This window comes from Cellulomonas sp. ATA003, assembly GCF_031582905.1.
Taxonomy (GTDB): domain Bacteria; phylum Actinomycetota; class Actinomycetes; order Actinomycetales; family Cellulomonadaceae; genus Pengzhenrongella.
Genome location: NZ_CP133990.1, coordinates 1,567,777 through 1,586,148 on the forward strand (window position 1 = coordinate 1,567,777; position 18,372 = coordinate 1,586,148).

Consider the following 18,372-nt stretch of genomic DNA (forward strand, 5'->3'; position numbering starts at 1 on the left):
GGTGCGCCCCCGTCCGTGACGCTCAGCCCTGGGACTGCTCCGCCGCCTCGACGTCGGTCGCGAGCGTGCCGAGGTACAGCTCGATGACCTTGGGGTCGTGCATGAGTTCGCGCCCGGGCCCCGAGTAGGCGTTGCGGCCCTGGTCGAGCACGTAGGCGCGGTCGCAGATCTGCAGGCAGCGCCGGGCGTTCTGCTCGACGATGACGATCGACACGCCGGCGCGGTTGATCTTGCGGGTCCGGATGAAGGTCTCGTCCTGGCGCACGGGGGACAGGCCCGCGGACGGCTCGTCGAGGAGGAGCACCGACGGGTCCATCATGAGCGCCCGAGCCATCGCCACCATCTGCCGCTCGCCCCCGGAGAGGGAGCCGGCGCGCTGCTTGCGCCGGTCCCCGAGGGTGGGGAAGAGGTCGACGATGAAGTCGAACCGTTCGGCGAACCGCTTGGGGGCCTGGAACAGCCCCATCTGGAGGTTCTCCTCGATGGTCAGCGAGGGGAAGACGTTGTTGTTCTGCGGGACGAAGCCGACGCCGCGCCGCACGAGGGAGTCGGCGCGGTGGTTGGTGATGTCCTCGCCCTGGAGCACCACGGACCCGGACCGGACGCTGACCAGGCCGAACAGCGCCTTGAGCAGGGTGGACTTCCCGGCGCCGTTGGGCCCGATGATCCCGACGAGCTCGCCGGGGTGCACCACGAGGTTGCAGCCGCCCAGGATGTCGACGCCCGGCAGGTAGCCGGCGACGAGGTCGGTGGCCGCGAGCAGCGGCTCGCCGGCGGGGGCGCCGCGGTGGGTGTCGGTCTGCGTCTCGGTCGTCACGGCTTGCCCTCCTGGGCGGTGGTGGTCGCGTCCGCGGCGGACGCGGTGTCGGCGGGCTCGTCGAGGAGCGAGTCGTCACCGAGGTCGGTGTCGTGGTGCGCCCCCAGGTACGCGTCGATCACGGCCTGGTCGTTCATGACCGACTGCGGCGGGCCCTCGGCGACGATGCGCCCCTCGGCCATGACGACCACCCAGTCCGAGATGTGGCGGACCATGTGCATGTCGTGCTCGACGAAGAGCACGGTGGTGCCCTCGTCGCGCAGGGCCTGGATGTGCCCCAGCAGGGACTGGGTGAGCGCGGGGTTCACGCCGGCCATCGGCTCGTCGAGCATGACCATCGTCGGCCTGCTCATCAGCGCCCGCGCCATCTCCAGGAGCTTGCGCTGGCCACCGGACAGGCTGCCGGCGAAGTCGTCCCGCTTCGTGTCGAGCTTGAACCGGGCGAGGAGCTCCTCGGCCTGCTCCGTGATCTCCCGCTCCCGTGACCGCCACAGCCCCGGGATGAGCGCGGCGCCGAGGTTCTCGCCGGGCTGGCCGGTCGCCCCGAGCCGCATGTTCTCGATGACCGTCATCCGGCTCAGCGCCTTGGTGAGCTGGAAGGTCCGGACCATGCCCGTGCGAGCGACCTTCGCCGCCGGCGTACCGGACAGCGAGCGACCCTCGAACGTCCAGGTGCCCGTGCTCGGCTTGTCGAAGCCCGTCAGCAGGTTGAACAGGGTCGTCTTGCCGGCACCGTTGGGGCCGATGAGCGCGGTGATGGCGCCCCGCTCGACCTCGAGGTGGTCGACGTCGACGGCGGTCATCCCGCCGAAGTGCCGCGTGACGTGGTCGGCGACGACGATCGGGTCGGGCTTGGGGACGCCCGGCACGCGGTCGAGTCCGGCGAAGTGGGTGCGCAGCTCCTGCGCCCGGCTGGGGACCGCGACGGCCGTCGCGCCGTGCGTCACCGGGGCGTCGGGCTGCGGGCGGGTGCGGTCAGTGGGCATTGATCGCCAGCTCCTTCTTGTCTCCGAGCATCCCTTGTGGTCGGAAGATCACCAGCACCATGAGCGTGACACCGACGATGATCCAGCCGAACTGCTCGATCTGCTGGGTCCCCATGACCTCGGGCGGGATGGTCGAGCGCATGACCGACTTGATGAGGAGCAGCGCGGCCCAGAAGATCATCGACCCGAGCACGGGCCCGAACACGGTGGCCGCGCCGCCGAGGAGCAGGATGGTCCAGACGAAGAAGGTCATCGGTCGGCCCATCGAGTCGGGCTGCACCGCGCGTGGCAGGACGTAGATGATCCCCGCGACCGCGCCGATCACGCCGCCGAGGACGAGCGCCTGCATCTTGTAGGCGTACACGTTCTTGCCCAGCGACCGGACGGCGTCCTCGTCCTCGCGGATTCCCTTGAGGACGCGGCCCCACGGGCTGTTCTTCAGGCGCCACACCAGCAGGCAGGCGAGGGCGACGAGCGCCCACCCGACGATCCGGATCCACCAGCTGTTGGACGCGTTGTTGGAGTAGGACAGCGGCCCGATGTCGGTCGTCCCGTCGGGGAACGGCGACAGCGCCTGGAACGTCTCCTTGTAGCTGTTCCCCCGCAGGCCCGACGACGCCCCGGTGAGGTCGGTCAGCGCCGTCGAGCGCCCGATGATCCGGACGATCTCCGCGGCGGCGATGGTGACGATCGCGAGGTAGTCACCACGGAGCTTGAGGGTGGGGATGCCCAGGATGAGGCCGAACACGACGGCGCAGCCGATCGCGACGAGCAGCGCCAGCCAGATGGGGAAGCCCGCGATCGTGGAGATGGCGAAGCCGTAGGCCCCCAGCAGCATGAAGCCCGCCTGGCCGAAGTTGAGCAGGCCGGTGAGGCCGAAGTGCACGTTGAGACCGATCGCCGCGAGGGCGTAGGCCGCGGTGGTGGGGGCGATGAGCTCGCCGGCGACGTTGGTGAGGATCCGGGTCCAGTCCATGGGTGAGACCTCGCTATCCGATGCGCTCGGCGCGGCCGAGGATGCCTTGTGGACGGAACAGAAGGATGAGGATGAGGATGACGAGCGCCCCGGCGTACCTCATGTCGGACGGGATGACGAGGTTCGACATCTCGACCACCAGCCCGATGACGAGCGAGCCGACGAGAGCGCCGAACGCCGTCCCGAGGCCGCCGAGGGTCACCGCGGCGAACATGAGGAGCAGCAGCGTCCCGCCCATGTTCCAGGCGGTCGCGTTCAGGTAGAGGCCCATGAGGACTCCTCCCAGCCCGGCCAGGGCCGCACCGAACGTCCAGACGATGCGGATGATCCGCTCGACCGAGATGCCGGACGCGGCGGCCAGGGCGGGGTTGTCCGAGACGGCGCGCGTGGCGCGGCCGGTACGGGTCGCGACGAGGAAGTACGCGACGCCGGCCAGGACGACCGCCGCGATGATCACCGAGATCAGGGACTGCTGGGTGATGAACACCCCGCCGAACCGGATCGACTGCGGGGTCGCGGTCACGATGCGCAGCGAGCTGGCCCCGAAGAAGAACTGGAACGTGTACTGGAGGGCGATGGCCAGCCCGATGGTGACGATGAGCTGTTGCGTCATGCCGACGCGCCGCTTGCGCAGCGGGTGCCACATGAACTTGTCCTGCAGCCACCCGGACGCTCCGGCCACCACGACGGCGAGCGCGCCGGCCGCCACGAGCGGCAGACCGAGGGTCTGCACCCCGAGGTAGGCGACCACACCTCCGATCGTGACCTGCTCCCCGTGGGCGAAGTTGCTCAGGCCGGTCGTGCCGAAGATGAGCGACAGGCCGATGGAGGCCAGGGCCAGCAGGGTGCCGAACACGATCCCGGCCAGGGCCTGCTGGGCGACCCGGTCCCAGGTGATGCCGCCGCCGCTCGTCGTCCCCGTGGGCACGGTGTCGACCCCGGGCTCGCCGCCCGTGCCGGCGTCCACCGACTCGTCCCCCGGGTCGGGGGCGGGGGCGTCGCCCTCGGTGGCGGGTGGTGCCGTGGGCGCACCGAGCGGGAAGAGCGCTCCCACGGCGGCGCCGAGTTGGGCCGTCACCGTGCGCGGGTTGCCGGCGGGGTCGCGCAGCGTCTCACCCGCCGGGAGCGTCGACGGGTCCAGGGTGACGGTGTACTCGCCGGCCTCGTCGACGGGGGCCGACCAGCGTCCGTCCGGGCCGGACGTCGCGGTGACCTCGCCGCCGGGGCCCTCGACGGTCAGCGTGACCCCGACGGCGGGGTCGCCCGCCGCGGTGCGCAGCGTGCCGGTGACGCACCCGGTCGACGCGTCGGGCACGCACTCGGCGACCGCGGCACGGGCCGTGCCGGCGGGCCCGAGCAGCGTCCCGAGCAGAGCGAGTGCGCCGACGAGCAGTGCGAGCAGCCGGCTGCAGGCCGCGCGGGTGGTGGGGGAACGGTCCATGGTCGCGGCTGGGCGCACCTGGGACCTCCGTCCGGTCGGGGGCGATCGGTGGGCAGGGGTGTGGGGCGACCTCGACGTCCGCGTGCGGCGACCGGCGAGGACCAGAACAATAAGGGCGGATTGTGTCGCGTACGTCACGCGCCGCGCTGGGGCCTGCCCGACGGCGCCCCGTCGTCACCCCGTGGAGTGATTCACTGCTGCCCCCGGGGCCTAGGCTCGGCTCAGCCCGACGCGCAGGATCGTGATGCTTTTGTCATCATCGACGCGTGCGCCGGATGCGCCCGGGGAGCGCGGCCGTGCTGACCGAACGATGAGGAGGGCGGTTCCCCGTGCGTCCAGGTGTGCAGGTGCGTGAGGCGGTGCCCGAGGACCTCGACGGTCTCGTCGGTCTGTGCCTCGAGGCACGGGCCGAGGCGGCCGTCGGTGCCCAGCTCTGCAGCAACGACGCCGAGCGGCTGCGCCACCAGCTCGGCACGCTGCTCGCCGCGCCGGGCGGGCACGCGATGGTGGGCCATGTCGACGGCGACGTCGCGGGGCTCCTGCTGACCCGTGTGGTCGGCCCCAGCCCCTTCACCGACGACGTCAGCCTGCACGTCGAGGCGCTCTACGTCAGCCAGGGCCACCGCCGTCGCGGGCTCGGCCACGCCCTGCTCGCCGGTGCCCTCACGATCGCCGAGGAGGTGGGCGCGGGTCAGGTGTTCGCGGTCCCGCTGCCCGGCTCGCGCGGGGTGCAGCGATTCCTCGCACGTCTGGGGTTCGCGCCCGCCGCGGCCCACCGGGTCGTCACCACCGAGGCGCTGCAGCGTCGGCTCGCGAGCGATGCGGTCGGCGCCGCCCGCCGCGGGTCGGGTCGTGGGCTCGAGGACCTCATCGCCCGCCGACGCCAGGTGCGGTCGGCGACGAGCGGACCGCTGGACCTGCGCGACCTGCCCGAGCGGCTCGCGGAGCGTGAGCGGCTGGTCGACGCGCAGCGCGCGGGCCAGGGGCGGCGGCACCCGTCGGTCCGGTCGCCGAGGATCAGTCGGTGCGTCGCTCGTCGATCAGCAAGCACGTCAGGCGCGCCGTGGCCAACCGGCGCGAGTCCGAGCCGACCACCACGATCTCGTAGGAGGCCGTCGTCCGGCCCAGGTGCAGGGCCGTGGCGGTGCCCGTCACCAGGCCGCTGCGCGCGGACCGGTGGTGCGTCGCGCTCACCTCGATGCCCACCGCGGCCCGGCCCGGTCCGGCGTGCAGGACGGCCGCGTAGGAGCCCAGGGTCTCGGCGAGCACCACCGACGCGCCGCCGTGCAGGAGCCCGAACGGCTGGGTGTTGCCCTCGACCGGCATGGTGGCGACGGCGCGCTCGGGGCTCACCTCGAGCAGCTCGATGCCCATCCGCTCGAGCAGCGAGCCGGGGGTGCGTGCGCGCAGCAGGGCCAGGGCGTCCGTGTGGGTCATGGCGGATAGGTTGGCACCCGTGAGTGAGAACCAGCCAGACGCCGCCACCGCGACCACCACCACCACCACCACCGCGGCCGCGGCCGAGATCGACCTCGTCGGCGGTGCGCCCGGGCCCCGCCCCCGCCTGCTCCTCGTCGACGGGCACTCGATGGCGTTCCGGGCGTTCTTCGCCCTCCCGGTCGACAAGTTCTCCACGGTCAACGGCGACCCGACGAACGCGGTGTACGGGTTCACGTCGATGCTCGCCAACCTCCTGCGCGACGAGGCGCCCACGCACGTCGCGGTCGCCTTCGACGCCGGCCGGTCCACCTTCCGGACCGAGCAGTACGCGGAGTACAAGGGAACGCGCGACGCGACGCCGGAGCCCTTCCGGGGGCAGGTCGCCCTCATCCGCCGAGTCCTGGACGCCATGCGCATCCCGGTGCTGGAGAAGCCGAACTTCGAGGCGGACGACATCCTCGCCACCCTCTCCGTGCAGGCGCAGGGCGCCGGCATGGACGTGCTGATCAGCTCGGGTGACCGGGACATGTTCCAGCTCGTCAACGACCACGTCACGGTGCTGTACCCGGTGCGCGGCGTGAGCGACCTGTGGCGCATGACGCCCGAGGCGGTGACCGAGCGCTACGGCGTCGGGCCCGAGCGCTACTCCGACCTCGCCGCGCTCGTGGGGGAGTCCAGCGACAACCTCCCGGGGATCCCCGGGGTGGGCCCGAAGACGGCGGCGAAGTGGATCACGACGTACGGCGGGCTCGAGGGCGTCGTCGCGCACGTCGACAAGATCACCGGCAAGGCCGGTGCGTCGCTGCGGGAGAACCTCGACCAGGTGCTGCTCAACCGCCGGCTCAACCGCCTGCTGACCGACGTCGAGCTGCCGCTGAGCCCGGTGGAGCTCGCGGTCCAGCCGTGGGACCGGGACGCGATGCTCACGGTCTTCGACGAGCTCGAGTTCCGCGTGCTGCGCGAGCGGATGTTCGCGATGGTCATGGCCGAGCAGGCGCCGCCGGAGCCCGTCGAGGCCGCCGAGCTGACCCTCGTCACGCCGGCCGCGGGGGAGCTGGCCGCCTGGCTGCGGGCGCGCGCGGGCCACCGCCTCGCGATCGACGTCCAGGGCAAGGGCACCCCGGTGGGCGGGGACGCCTGGAGCGTCGCGGTCGTCGACGCGACCGGGGAGGCCGTCGTCGTCGACCTCGCCGACGTCGACCCCGCGGACGAGCGGGCCCTCGCCGCGTGGCTCGCCGACCCGGACGCCGCGGTGACCGTCCACGGCGCGAAGGCGGCGTCCCACGCGCTCGCCGCCCGCGGCCTGCCGCTCGCCGGCGTGACGTTCGACGTCGAGCTCGCCGCCTACCTGTGCGAGCCGGACCGGCGCGCCTACGGACTGGCCGAGCTCACGTTCTCCTACCTGCGCCGCGAGCTCACCACCGACGGCGCCGGGGCCGGCGACCAGGGCGCGCTCGACCTGGGGCTGGACGGCAACGACGACGCCCGGCGGGCGGCCGTGCGCGCCGCGGCCGTCGCCGACCTCACCGACGTCCTCGCCGCCGAGCTCGACACCCGCGGCGCGGCGCGGCTGCTCGCGGACCTGGAGCTGCCGCTCGTCGACGTGCTGGGTCGCATGGAGCGCACCGGCATCGCCGCGGACCGCGAGCACCTCGCCGAGCTCGAGCGGTACTTCGACGGCATCGTCACGAGCGAGGCGGCCGACGCGTACGCGGCGATCGGGCGCGAGGTGAACCTCGGGTCCCCGAAGCAGCTCCAGGAGGTCCTCTTCGACCAGCTGGGCATGCCGAAGACGAAGAAGATCAAGTCCGGGTGGACGACGGACGCGGCCGCGCTGACCGACCTCTACGCGCGCACCGAGCACCCGTTCCTGCAGCACCTGCTCGCGCACCGCGACGCCATCCGGCTGCGGCAGACGGTCGAGGGCCTGCTGCGGTCGGTCGCCGACGACGGCCGCATCCACACCACGTTCATGCAGACCATCGCCGCCACCGGGCGATTGTCGTCCACCGACCCGAACCTGCAGAACATCCCGATCCGCACCGAGGACGGTCGCCGGATCCGTCGGGTCTTCGTCGTGGGCCCCGGGTACGAGACGCTGCTGACCGCCGACTACAGCCAGATCGAGATGCGGATCATGGCGCACCTGTCCGGCGACGAGGGGCTCATCGAGGCGTTCCGGTCGGGCGAGGACCTGCACCGGTATGTGGGCTCGCGCGTGTTCGGCGTCGCCACGCAGGACGTCACGAGCGAGATGCGCTCGAAGATCAAGGCGATGTCCTACGGGCTCGCGTACGGGTTGTCGTCGTTCGGGCTGTCCAAGCAGCTCGACATCGCCGTCGGCGAGGCGGCGGGCCTCATGGAGGACTACTTCTCCCGGTTCGGTGGCGTCCGGGACTACCTCACCGGGGTCGTCGACGAGGCTCGAGCGACCGGGTACACCGCGACCATCCTCGGCCGGCGGCGCTACCTGCCGGACCTCACGAGCGACAACCGGCAGCGCCGCGACGTCGCCGAGCGGATGGCGCTCAACGCACCGATCCAGGGCAGCGCGGCGGACCTCATCAAGGTCGCGATGCTCGGCGTGGACCGTGAGCTCGCCCGCCGCGGGCTCCGGTCCCGGCTGCTTCTGCAGGTCCACGACGAGCTGGTGCTCGAGGTCGCGGCGGGGGAGCGGGACGAGGTCGAGGCCCTCGTACGGGAGCAGATGGGGTCGGCGGCGGACCTGTCGGTGCCGCTCGACGTGTCGGTGGGAGCCGGCCGGAGCTGGCACGAAGCCGGTCACTGAGGACCGGTTTGCCCGGCGGCGCCGGCTGATGCCGGCGTCGCCGGGCGGGTCTGCGCGAATCTGTGCGGCGTTTCGCCGACGCGCGATCGGTGACGTGCGCCACAGTGTGCGCGGTGGCAACGCGGCCACACCCTGGTGACACGGAGGCTCAATGTCCGAGCTGGCGCACCCGCCTGACGCGGAAACCGATTACGAGCGCGTCCAGCGCTCGCCGGAGTTCCAAGCGCTCAGACGTCGGTTCCGGAAGTTCGTCTTCCCGATGACCGGCCTTTTCCTCGCCTGGTATCTCGTCTACGTGCTCCTCGCGGCCTACGCGCCGGACTTCATGAGCATCCGGGTGACCGGGAACATCACCGTGGGCCTGCTGTTCGGCCTCGGTCAGTTCGTGTCGACGTTCGCCATCACCATGATCTACGCCCGCTGGGCCAATACGCACCAGGACCCGATCGCGGACGAGCTCCGCCAGCGCATCGAAGGGCGGGACCTGTGAGCCGGGGAGGCGCTGGGAGCGCAGCGAGCAGGGCACCGTCGGCGAGATGGAGGCATCGTGAACGGCATCATCGTCGCCGGGGCCGAGGCGACCGAGGTCGGCAACCCGGCCGTCAACATCGCGATCTTCGGGCTCTTCGTCGCGGTGACAATGGTCATCGTGTTCCGCGCCTCGCGCACCAACAAGACCGCCGCGGACTACTACGCGGGCGGTCGGTCCTTCACCGGGCCGCAGAACGGCACCGCGATCGCGGGCGACTACCTCTCGGCGGCCAGCTTCCTCGGCATCGCCGGGGCCATCGCGGTCAACGGGTACGACGGATTCATGTACTCCATCGGCTTCCTCGTGGCGTGGCTGGTCGCGCTGCTGCTGGTGGCGGAGCTGCTGCGCAACACCGGCAAGTTCACGATGGCCGACGTCCTGTCGTTCCGGCTCAGGCAGCGCCCGGTCCGGATGGCCGCGGCGATCGCCACCCTGGCCGTCATCTTCTTCTACCTGCTGGCGCAGATGGCCGGTGCCGGCGGACTCGTCGCCCTGCTGCTGGGCATCTCGTCCTCGGCCGGGCAGAGCCTCGTCGTCGTCGTGGTCGGCGCGCTCATGATCCTGTACGTCCTGGTCGGTGGCATGAAGGGCACCACCTGGGTGCAGATCATCAAGGCCGTCCTGCTGATCGCCGGCGCCGCGGTGATGACGATCTGGGTGCTGGCCAAGTTCGGATTCAACCTGTCGGAGGTCATCCAGGGCGCCGTCGACCAGTTCGGCGAGGGCGGGGAGGCCCTCGTCGAGCCCGGCAAGCAGTACGGCGCGACCGCGATGAGCAAGCTCAACTTCCTCTCGCTCGGGCTCGCGCTCGTGCTCGGGACGGCGGGTCTGCCGCACGTGCTCATGCGCTTCTACACGGTCCCGACCGCCAAGGAGGCCCGTCGTTCCGTCGTGTGGGCCATCTGGCTCATCGGCATCTTCTACCTGTTCACGCTCGTGCTCGGCTACGGCGCCGGTGCTCTGGTCGGCACGGACGAGATCCTCGCTGCCCCCGGTGGCGTGAACTCCGCGGCGCCGCTGCTCGCGTTCGCGCTCGGTGGGGAGATCCTGCTCGGGATCATCGCGGCGGTGGCGTTCGCGACGATCCTCGCGGTGGTCGCCGGGCTGACGATCACCGCCGCCGCGACCTTCGCGCACGACATCTACGCGTCGGTCATCAAGCACGGGCAGGTCAACCCCGACGGCGAGGTGCGGGTCGCGCGCATCACCGTCGTGGTCATCGGTGTCCTCGCGATCATCGGCGGCATCTTCGCCCAGGGGCAGAACATCGCCTTCCTGGTCGCGCTCGCCTTCGCGGTGGCCGCCAGCGCCAACCTGCCGACGATCCTCTACTCGCTCTTCTGGAAGCGGTTCAACACGACCGGGGCGCTGTGGAGCATCTACGGCGGGCTGATCTCCTGCATCGTGCTCATCGCGTTCTCGCCGGTGGTGTCGGGCAAGGTGGATGCGGACGGCAACAGCCTGTCGATGATCAAGAACGCCGCCGTGGACTTCGCGATCTTCCCGCTCGAGAACCCCGGCATCGTGTCGATCCCGCTCGGCTTCCTGCTGGGCTGGATCGGCACGCAGGTGGGCAAGAAGGACGCGTCCCCGGAGAAGTTCGCCGAGATGGAGGTCCGGTCGCTGACCGGGGCCGGCTCGGAGAAGGCCGTGGTCAACCACTGACCCTTCCGGCGCCCGGCCCGCGGTGCCCGCGTCCACCACCCGGTGGGCGCGGGCACCGCGTCGTCCGGCCGGATCAGCGGGTCAGCTGCTGGGGCCGGCGGGGCGGCGGGTGCAGAAGATCGCCGTCCCGGGCAGGCGCGCGCCGCGCACCGGCCCCCAGCCGCCCCACGTCCGGTCGTGGCCGGCCGGCCACGGCGGCTCCACCAGGCGCTCGAGCACGAGGCCGGCCGCGACGACGTCGGCGACGTGGTCCCCGAGGGTGCGGTGGTACTCGGCGTAGACCACGGCCCCGGCCGTGTCGGTCTCCACGTAGGGCCGCCGGTCGAAGTAGGACCGGGTGGCCGTGAGGCCGCGCTCGGAGGGGTCGTCGGGGAACGCCCAGCGCAGCGGGTGCGTCACCGCGAACACCCACCGGCCCCCGGGCCGCAGCACGCGGGCGACCTCGGCGTGCACCCGCGCGGTGTCAGGCACGAACGGCAGCGCGCCGAACGCGGTGAAGACGACGTCGAAGCACGCGTCGGCGAACGGCAGCGCACGCGCGTCCGCCTGGACCGCCGGGGCGACGACGCCGGTGCGCTCGTCCAGCGCGCGACCCGCCCGCAGCATGCCGCCCGACACGTCCGTGGCGACCGCCCGGGCACCGGCCGTGCGCAGCCACCGCGTGCACTGCGCCGCGCCCGCGCCCACCTCGAGCACGTCCCGCCCGACGACGTCGCCGAGCAGCCGCGCGTCCTGCTCGCGCAGGCCCTCCGGGCACCAGAGGAAGTCCGCCGGCCCGAGGAAGTCGCCGTGCTCGTCGAGGTACTCCGCGGCGTTCGCGTCCCACCAGGGGCGGCCCGCGGCGCCACCGGCGTCGTCGGGCACGTCGCGGTAGCCGGCAGAACCCAGGCTGTGCTGCGTCATGCGACCAGTCTGTCGTGTGACAGGGGCGTGATCGCGATGGTCTAGCCTTCGGGGCGTCCTGCCGCAGGTCGGCGGTCCCGGCGTGTTACGGAGAGTGATCGATGTGAAGAAGTGGCTGAAGGTGGGTGGCGCGGGCGTCGCGATGGCGTTGGCGCTCACCGCGTGCGCCGAGAGCGACCGCGACGCGGCGCAGGACCCGGACGCCTCGGCGACCAGCGACGGTGGACGTGACACGTTCATCTTCGCGGCGTCGGCCGACCCGGCGTCGCTGGACCCGGCGTTCGCGAACGACGGCGAGTCCTTCCGCGTGGCCCGGCAGATCTTCGAGGGCCTCGTCGGCACGGTCCCCGGCACGGCCGACCCGGCCCCGCTGCTCGCGGAGTCGTGGGAGGTCAGCGACGACGGCCTGACCTACACGTTCGACCTCAAGGAGGGCGTGACCTTCCACGACGGGACGCCGTTCGACGCCGAGGCCGTCTGCTTCAACTTCGAGCGGTGGAACAACTTCACCGGGATCCTGCAGTCCGAGAGCCTGTCCTACTACTGGGGCAAGGTGAACGGCGGCTTCGCGAACACCGAGAACGGCAAGTACGAGTCCTGCGAGGCGCAGGACGAGAGCACGGCCGTCATCTCGATGAAGAGCCCGCTGCCGGAGTTCATCTCCGCGCTGTCGCTGCCGTCCTTCTCCATGCAGTCCCCGACGGCGCTGCAGGAGTACGCCGCCGACGAGGTGGGCGGCGACGAGGCGGCGCCCGTGCTGCCCGAGTACGCCACCGCGCACCCGACCGGCACCGGCCCGTTCCAGTTCGGCTCGTGGACGCGCGACCAGCAGGTCGAGCTCACCGCCTACCCGGACTACTGGGGTGAGCAGGGGCAGGTCCAGCGGATCGTGTTCCCGATCATCTCGGACCCCACCGCCCGCCGGCAGGCGCTGCAGGCCGGTGACATCGACGGCTACGACCTCGTCGGGCCGGCCGACGTCCAGGCGCTCGAGGACGAGGGCTTCCAGATCGTCAACCGCGACCCGTTCAACGTCCTGTACCTGGGCATGAACCAGGCGAACCCCGAGCTCGCGGACATCCGCGTCCGGCAGGCCATCGCGCACGCCATCAACAAGGAGTCGATGGTCGCCCAGACGCTGCCCGAGGGCACCGAGGTCGCCACGAACTTCGTGCCCCCGGCGGTGGAGGGCTGGAGCGACGCGGTGGAGACGTACGACTACGACCCGGACCTGGCGCGCCAGCTCCTGGCCGAGGCCGGCAAGTCGGACCTGACGATCGACTTCAACTACCCGACCAACGTCTCGCGGCCGTACATGCCGTCCCCGGAGCAGACGTTCCAGTCGGTCGCCGCGGACCTCGAGGAGGTCGGCATCACCGTGAACCCGGTCCCCGAGGCGTGGTCGCCGGACTACCTCGACCGCATCCAGGGCAACCCGGACCACGGCCTGCACCTGCTCGGCTGGACCGGTGACTACAACGACACCTACAACTTCATCGGCGTGTTCTTCGGCGCACCGTCGAACGAGTGGGGCTTCACCGACCCCGAGCTGCACGACGCCATCAACGCGGCGCGCTACCAGGCGAGCAAGGACGAGCAGATCGCCGCGTACGAGGCCGCCAACGAGGCCATCCTCGCCAAGCTCCCCGGCGTGCCGCTGGCCCACCCGGTGCCCTCGCTGGCGTTCAAGCCGGAGATCCAGGGCTACCCGGCCTCGCCCGTGCAGGACGAGGTCTACAACGTCATCACGATCGACGGCTGAGCGCACGGATCGATGGCCCGTCTCGTCCTGCAGCGCCTCGCGCTGCTGATCCCGACCCTGCTCGGGTTGTCGATCCTGCTGTTCCTGTGGGTGCGCGCTCTCCCGGGCGGGCCGGCAACGGCCCTCCTGGGGGAGCGCGCGACCCCGGAGGCGGTCGCGAACATCAACCGCCTCTACGGCTTCGACAAGCCCCTGGTCGAGCAGTACGCGACCTGGCTCGGTCAGCTCCTCCAGGGCAACTTCGGGGCGTCCACCCGGACCGGGACGCCCGTCCTCGAGGCGTTCCTCAGCCGCTTCCCCGCGACGATCGAGCTCACGATCGTGGCGCTCGTCCTCGCGATCGGCGTCGGCATCCCGCTCGGCTACATCGCCGCTCGGCACCAGGGCCGGTTCCTCGACCACACGACGGTCGTCGCCTCCCTGCTCGGCGTCACGATCCCGGTGTTCTTCCTCGCGTTCCTGCTCAAGTACGTGTTCGCGGTCGAGCTCGGCTGGTTCCCGTCCGCCGGGCGCCTCGACCCGACGATCCTGGCGACCCACCCGACCGGCTTCTACGTCCTCGACGGGCTCATGACCCGGGAGTGGGACGCCGCCTGGGACGCGCTCAAGCACCTCATCCTCCCGGGGATCGCGCTGGGCTCCATCCCGCTGGCGATCATCGCCCGCATCACCCGCGCCTCGGTCATCGAGGTCCAGAGCGCCGACTTCGTGCGGACCGCCCGCGCGAAGGGCTTCGGCCGCCGCGCCTGCGCCGCCGCGTGGTCATCCGCAACGCGATGCTGCCCGTCGCCACGACGATCGGCCTCCAGGTCGGCCTGCTGCTGTCCGGGGCGGTCCTCACCGAGACGGTGTTCGCGTTCAACGGCATCGGCAGCTTCCTGGCGCAGGCGATCTTCAACCTCGACTACGCCGTGCTGCAGGGCTTCATCCTCTTCGTCGCGGTGATCTACGCCCTGGCGAACCTCGCCGTGGACGTGTCCTACGGCCTCATCGACCCCAGGATGCGTGTGCGATGACCACCGAACCCGCCGCCCAGGACGTCGTCCGGCAGACCGCGGTGCCGGGCACCCCGCCGGACGGGCCCGACGACGCCGGTGCCAACCTCTGGGTCGTCGCGGCGCGCCGGATGCGCCGCAACCCCGGGGCGATCATCGGCGCCGCGATCGTGCTCGTGTTCCTGCTCGTCGCGCTGCTCGCGCCGCTGCTCGCGCCGTACGGCGCCGAGGCCCTCCCCGGCCGCTCCGAGATCCGGCCCACGTTCATCCCCGGGCCCTCCGAGGACTACCTGCTCGGTCTGGACCGCTACGGCGGCGACCTGCTGAGCAAGCTCATCTGGGGTGCGCGCGCGTCGCTGCTCATCGGCGTGCTGTCCACGCTGCTCGGGCTCGCGGGCGGTGCGCTGCTCGGCCTGCTCGCCGGCGCGTTCGGCGGCTGGGTCGACGCGGTGACGATGCGACTGGTCGACCTCATGCTGTCCGTGCCGTCGCTGCTGCTCGCGGTGTCGATCGCCGCGGTCATCGGGCAGACGCCGCGTGCGGTGATCATCGCGATCGGCGTCGTGCAGGTGCCGATCTTCGCCCGGCTGCTGCGGGGCTCGATGCTCGCCCAGCGCGGGCAGGACTACGTCCTCGCGGCGACCTCGCTGGGGCTGAGGCGGCGCACCGTGGTGATGAGCCACGTGCTGCCCAACAGCGTCAGCCCGGTCATCGTGCAGGCCACCCTCATGCTCGCGACCGCGGTCATCGAGGCCGCGGCGCTGTCCTTCCTCGGCCTCGGTGGCGGGTCGCCGACCACCGCGGAGTGGGGGCGCATGCTCACCGCGGCGCAGAACGAGCTCGAGGTCGCGCCGCGCCTGGCGCTGTGGCCGGGTGCCTGCATCGCGGTCACCGCACTGGGCTTCACCCTGTTCGGCGAGGCGCTGCGCGAGGCGCTGGACCCCAAGACGAGGAAGAGGTGAGTCCCGTCGCCACCGAACCGCTGCTCAGCCTGCGCGACGTCGAGGTCACGTTCACGACGGAGGCGGGGCCGACCGTCGCGGCCCGTGGAGTCAGCTTCGACGTCCTACCGGGGGAGACCGTCGCCATCGTCGGCGAGTCCGGGTCCGGCAAGTCCACGACCGCCGCGGCCGTCATCGGCCTCCTCGCCCAGAACGGTCGCGTCACCGGGGGCACCATCCGCTTCGACGGGCAGGACCTCACCACCCAGGGCGGGGCGGCGACGGCCCGGCTGCGCGGCAGCGACATCGGGCTCGTCCCGCAGGACCCCATGTCGAACCTCAACCCGGTGATGCGGGTGGGGGCGCAGATCGTCGAGGCCCTCGAGGACAACGGGGTCGCGAAGGGGCAGGCGGCGCGCACCCGGGCGGTCGAGCTGCTCGAGGAGGCCGGCCTGCCCGACGCCGCCCGGCGCGCGCAGCAGTACCCGCACGAGTTCTCCGGCGGCATGCGCCAGCGCGCGCTCATCGCGATGGGCCTCGCGTGCCGCCCACGGCTGCTCATCGCCGACGAGCCGACGTCGGCCCTCGACGTCACCGTGCAGCGCACGATCCTCGACCGGCTCGACGAGCTGACCGACGAGCTCGGCACCGCGGTCCTGCTCATCACGCACGACCTCGGCCTGGCCGCGGAGCGCGCCGACCGCATCGTCGTCATGTACCGCGGCGAGGTCGTCGAGACCGGGCCGGCGCTCGAGCTGCTGCGCTCCCCGCAGCACGAGTACACGAAGCGGCTGCTCGCGGCGGCGCCGTCGCTCGCGTCGCGTCGCATCCAGCTCGCGAAGCAGCACGGGGCCGACGACGAGGCGGCGGACGACCTCGTCGCGATGACGGCCGGGCACGACGCCGGCCCGTCCCCCGCCACGAGCACCGGCGCCACGGTCGCCGAGACCACGGTTGCCGGGGCTCCGGGTACCGCAGCCGCCGTGGGTGGGCCGGCGCCGGCCCTCGACCACATCGTCGAGGTCGAGCACGTCAGCAAGGTCTTCTCGCTGCGCGGCAAGGGGCTGTTCTCCCGCGGGACCGACTTCACCGCGGTCGACGACGTCTCGTTCACCATCCCGCGCGGCACGACGGTCGCGATCGTGGGGGAGTCCGGCTCGGGCAAGTCCACCGTGGCGCGCATGATGCTCGACCTGCTCGAGCCGACGTCGGGGAGATCCGGTTCAACGGCCGACCGGTCGGGGGCGGACCGGAGCGCGGAGGTCGAGTTCCGCCGCAAGGTGCAGCCGATCTTCCAGGACCCGTACGCCTCGCTCGACCCGCTCTACACGATCTACCGGACGATCGAGGAGCCGCTCAAGGCCCACGGCACCGGGTCGGCGCAGGAGCGGCGGCGACGCGTCCACGAGCTCATGGACGACGTCGCGCTGCCGGTGGGGCTGCTGCGCCGGTACCCCGCCGAGCTCTCCGGCGGCCAGCGGCAGCGCGTCGCGATCGCCCGGGCGCTCGCGCTGGACCCGGACCTCGTGGTGTGCGACGAGGCGGTGTCGGCGCTCGACGTCATCGTGCAGTCGCAGATCCTGCACCTGCTCGCCGACCTGCAGCACCGCCGTGGCCTGAGCTACCTGTTCATCAGCCACGACCTCGCCGTCGTCCGGCAGATCGCCGACCACGTGTGCGTCATGGAGAGCGGACGCATCGTCGAGCAGGGCTCGGCCGACGACGTCTTCGACCACCCGCAGCAGGACTACACGCGGATGCTCATCGACGCCATCCCCGGGGCCGGCCTGGAGCTCGGGCTCGCCGGCTGACCACCCCGCGCCGGCGAGCCTCCGGGGTCGGGCCGGCGTCGTCGTGTCCCCTAGGGTGGGACGCGACGGCGCCGCAGCGGGCGTCGTCGTCCCCCACCCGATGAAGGAGTGTGCTCGTGCGCGTCGGTCTGCTCACCGGAGGCGGGGACGTCCCCGGCCTGAACGCCTGCATCCGCGCCGTGGTCAAGCGGGGCGAGGGCGAGTACGGGCACTCCATCGTGGGCTTCCGCAACGGGTGGCGCGGGGTCGTCGACGGCGACGTCATGCCGCTGACCCGCCAGCACATCCGCAACGTGCTGCCCGTCGGCGGGACGCTGCTCGGCACCGCCCGCTTCCACCCGCACGCCGGTGAGGGCGGGATGGACGCCGTGCTGGCGACCCTCGAGGCCGAGCGGATCGGCGCGCTCATCTGCATCGGCGGGGACGGGACGCTGCACGCGGCCAGCAAGGTCGCCGAGGCCGGGGTCAAGATCGTCGCCATCCCCAAGACCATCGACAACGACGTGTGGGGCACCGACCGCTCGATCGGCTTCGACACCGCGGTCGAGATCGCGACCGAGGCGATCGACCGCGTGCACACCACCGCGGAGAGCCACAACCGGGTGATGGTGGTCGAGGTGATGGGCCGCCACGCCGGCTGGATCGCCGTGACGTCCGCGATCGCCGGGGAGCGGAGGTGGTCCTCGCACCCGAGGAGCCCTTCGACATCGAGAAGGTCGTCCGGTACCTCAAGCACCGCCACCGCGCGCACGCGAGCTTCTCGATCGTCGTCGTCGCCGAGGGCGCCGAGCCCGCACCGGGCACCGCGATGTCCTACGAGGCGCCGGTCGGGAAGTTCGGCGAGATCGTCGCCGGCGCGATCGGGGAGCGCGTCAAGGCCGAGATCGAGGCACGCACGGGCTTCGACACCCGCGTCACCGTGCTCGGTCACGTCCAGCGCGGCGGCACGCCCAGCCCGGCCGACCGCATCCTGGGCAGTCGGTTCGGCGTCGCGGCGATCGACGCGATCGCACGGGGCGAGTCGGGGGTCATGACAGCGCTGCGCGGGGAGGACGTCCGGCTCGTCCCGCTGGCCGAGATCGCCGGGAAGGTCAAGCACGTCCCGACCGGCCTGCTCGACGTCGCCCGCGCGCTCGCCTAGGCGGCCGCCCGGGGTGGCGCCGCGCCCGCTCGGGGGCCTACCCGCGGACGGGTTGGTCCTGTGGGGTGGTGCAGGTACGATCGATGCCGGTGTCGCGCGCCCTGACGGGCGAACGGCACGTCGGTCGCCACGTCGACCCACTGCACGTACCCATCCGAACTACTCCTTGTCCGC

Annotated in this window: 12 protein-coding genes and 3 pseudogenes; 9 read left to right on the plus strand and 6 right to left on the minus strand. The window is 72.0% G+C overall.

Translation table 11 applies throughout. From position 1 onward, the window contains the following. Nucleotides 1–22: 22 nt before the first annotated feature. From REH70_RS07675 to REH70_RS07690, 4 genes are read right to left on the minus strand one after another with little or no spacing between them, the layout of a single operon-like run. On the minus strand, nt 23–817 hold the full coding sequence (locus REH70_RS07675) for an ABC transporter ATP-binding protein (RefSeq protein WP_310753544.1): 795 nt from the start codon (nt 815–817) through the stop codon (nt 23–25). Continuing rightward, nucleotides 814–1,803, minus strand: coding sequence for an ABC transporter ATP-binding protein (locus REH70_RS07680; RefSeq protein WP_310753545.1), 990 nt, complete (start codon nt 1,801–1,803; stop codon nt 814–816). The genes REH70_RS07675 and REH70_RS07680 overlap by 4 nt, the downstream gene beginning before the upstream one ends. Next, nucleotides 1,793–2,779 carry a branched-chain amino acid ABC transporter permease gene (locus tag REH70_RS07685; RefSeq protein WP_310753547.1) on the minus strand — a complete coding sequence of 329 codons (987 nt, stop codon included), beginning with the start codon at nt 2,777–2,779 and terminating at the stop codon, nt 1,793–1,795. The genes REH70_RS07680 and REH70_RS07685 overlap by 11 nt, the downstream gene beginning before the upstream one ends. A gap of 13 nt (nt 2,780–2,792) precedes the next feature. Then, on the minus strand, nt 2,793–4,220 hold the full coding sequence (locus REH70_RS07690) for an ABC transporter permease subunit (protein ID WP_310753548.1): 1,428 nt from the start codon (nt 4,218–4,220) through the stop codon (nt 2,793–2,795). A 503-nt stretch (nt 4,221–4,723) separates the two neighbouring features. On the opposite strand from REH70_RS07690, the pseudogene REH70_RS07695 reads away from it, so the two are divergent. Further along, a pseudogene (locus tag REH70_RS07695) lies at nt 4,724–4,918 on the plus strand (GNAT family N-acetyltransferase); the annotation flags it as partial. Nucleotides 4,919–5,237: 319 nt separating this feature from the next. Here the strand turns inward: REH70_RS07695 and REH70_RS07700 are convergent. Continuing rightward, on the minus strand, nt 5,238–5,657 hold the full coding sequence (locus tag REH70_RS07700) for a hotdog fold thioesterase (RefSeq protein ID WP_310753549.1): 420 nt from the start codon (nt 5,655–5,657) through the stop codon (nt 5,238–5,240). On the opposite strand from REH70_RS07700, the gene polA reads away from it, so the two are divergent. The 3 genes from polA (at nt 5,656) to REH70_RS07715 (ending at nt 10,645) form a co-directional block, all read left to right on the plus strand. After that, on the plus strand, nt 5,656–8,448 hold the full coding sequence (polA, locus tag REH70_RS07705) for a DNA polymerase I (RefSeq protein ID WP_396134695.1): 2,793 nt from the start codon (nt 5,656–5,658) through the stop codon (nt 8,446–8,448). The two genes, REH70_RS07700 and polA, sit on opposite strands and share 2 nt — an antisense overlap. A gap of 151 nt (nt 8,449–8,599) precedes the next feature. Then, entirely contained in the window at nt 8,600–8,938 is a 339-nt protein-coding gene (locus REH70_RS07710) for a DUF485 domain-containing protein (protein WP_310753552.1), read from the plus strand. Between the two features lie 57 nt (nt 8,939–8,995). Further along, nucleotides 8,996–10,645 carry a cation acetate symporter gene (locus tag REH70_RS07715; protein ID WP_310753554.1) on the plus strand — a complete coding sequence of 550 codons (1,650 nt, stop codon included), beginning with the start codon at nt 8,996–8,998 and terminating at the stop codon, nt 10,643–10,645. A gap of 81 nt (nt 10,646–10,726) precedes the next feature. On the opposite strand, the gene REH70_RS07720 is transcribed toward REH70_RS07715, so the two are convergent. Beyond that, nucleotides 10,727–11,548 carry a class I SAM-dependent methyltransferase gene (locus REH70_RS07720; RefSeq protein WP_310753555.1) on the minus strand — a complete coding sequence of 274 codons (822 nt, stop codon included), beginning with the start codon at nt 11,546–11,548 and terminating at the stop codon, nt 10,727–10,729. Nucleotides 11,549–11,690: 142 nt separating this feature from the next. On the opposite strand from REH70_RS07720, the gene REH70_RS07725 reads away from it, so the two are divergent. The 5 genes and pseudogenes from REH70_RS07725 to REH70_RS07745 all read left to right on the plus strand — a co-directional run bounded on the left by REH70_RS07725 (nt 11,691) and on the right by REH70_RS07745 (nt 18,198). Beyond that, a complete protein-coding gene (locus tag REH70_RS07725; protein WP_310754193.1) occupies nt 11,691–13,310 on the plus strand; it encodes an ABC transporter substrate-binding protein in 1,620 nt (539 codons plus the stop codon). 12 nt (nt 13,311–13,322) lie between these two features. Then, nucleotides 13,323–14,326, plus strand: a pseudogene (locus REH70_RS07730) (ABC transporter permease). Next, nucleotides 14,323–15,267, plus strand: coding sequence for an ABC transporter permease (locus tag REH70_RS07735; RefSeq protein ID WP_310753556.1), 945 nt, complete (start codon nt 14,323–14,325; stop codon nt 15,265–15,267). The pseudogene REH70_RS07730 and the gene REH70_RS07735 overlap by 4 nt, the downstream one beginning before the upstream one ends. Further along, complete coding sequence (locus REH70_RS07740) at nt 15,264–17,057, plus strand: ABC transporter ATP-binding protein (RefSeq protein WP_310753558.1); 1,794 nt, start codon at nt 15,264–15,266, stop codon at nt 17,055–17,057. The genes REH70_RS07735 and REH70_RS07740 overlap by 4 nt, the downstream gene beginning before the upstream one ends. A 179-nt stretch (nt 17,058–17,236) precedes the next feature. After that, nucleotides 17,237–18,198, plus strand: a pseudogene (locus REH70_RS07745) (6-phosphofructokinase). Nucleotides 18,199–18,372: the final 174 nt, after the last annotated feature.

Bases quoted from the DNA above. Each gene is read 5' to 3' on its own strand.
- REH70_RS07690 (WP_310753548.1), bottom strand. From the start codon at position 4,220: ATGGACCGTTCCCCCACCACCCGCGCGGCCTGCAGCCGGCTGCTCGCA.
- REH70_RS07685 (WP_310753547.1), bottom strand. From the start codon at position 2,779: ATGGACTGGACCCGGATCCTCACCAACGTCGCCGGCGAGCTCATCGCC.
- polA (WP_396134695.1), top strand. From the start codon at position 5,656: ATGGCGGATAGGTTGGCACCCGTGAGTGAGAACCAGCCAGACGCCGCC.
- REH70_RS07735 (WP_310753556.1), top strand. From the start codon at position 14,323: ATGACCACCGAACCCGCCGCCCAGGACGTCGTCCGGCAGACCGCGGTG.
- REH70_RS07710 (WP_310753552.1), top strand. From the start codon at position 8,600: ATGTCCGAGCTGGCGCACCCGCCTGACGCGGAAACCGATTACGAGCGC.
- REH70_RS07700 (WP_310753549.1), bottom strand. From the start codon at position 5,657: ATGACCCACACGGACGCCCTGGCCCTGCTGCGCGCACGCACCCCCGGC.
- REH70_RS07680 (WP_310753545.1), bottom strand. From the start codon at position 1,803: ATGCCCACTGACCGCACCCGCCCGCAGCCCGACGCCCCGGTGACGCAC.
- REH70_RS07720 (WP_310753555.1), bottom strand. From the start codon at position 11,548: ATGACGCAGCACAGCCTGGGTTCTGCCGGCTACCGCGACGTGCCCGAC.
- REH70_RS07725 (WP_310754193.1), top strand. From the start codon at position 11,691: ATGGCGTTGGCGCTCACCGCGTGCGCCGAGAGCGACCGCGACGCGGCG.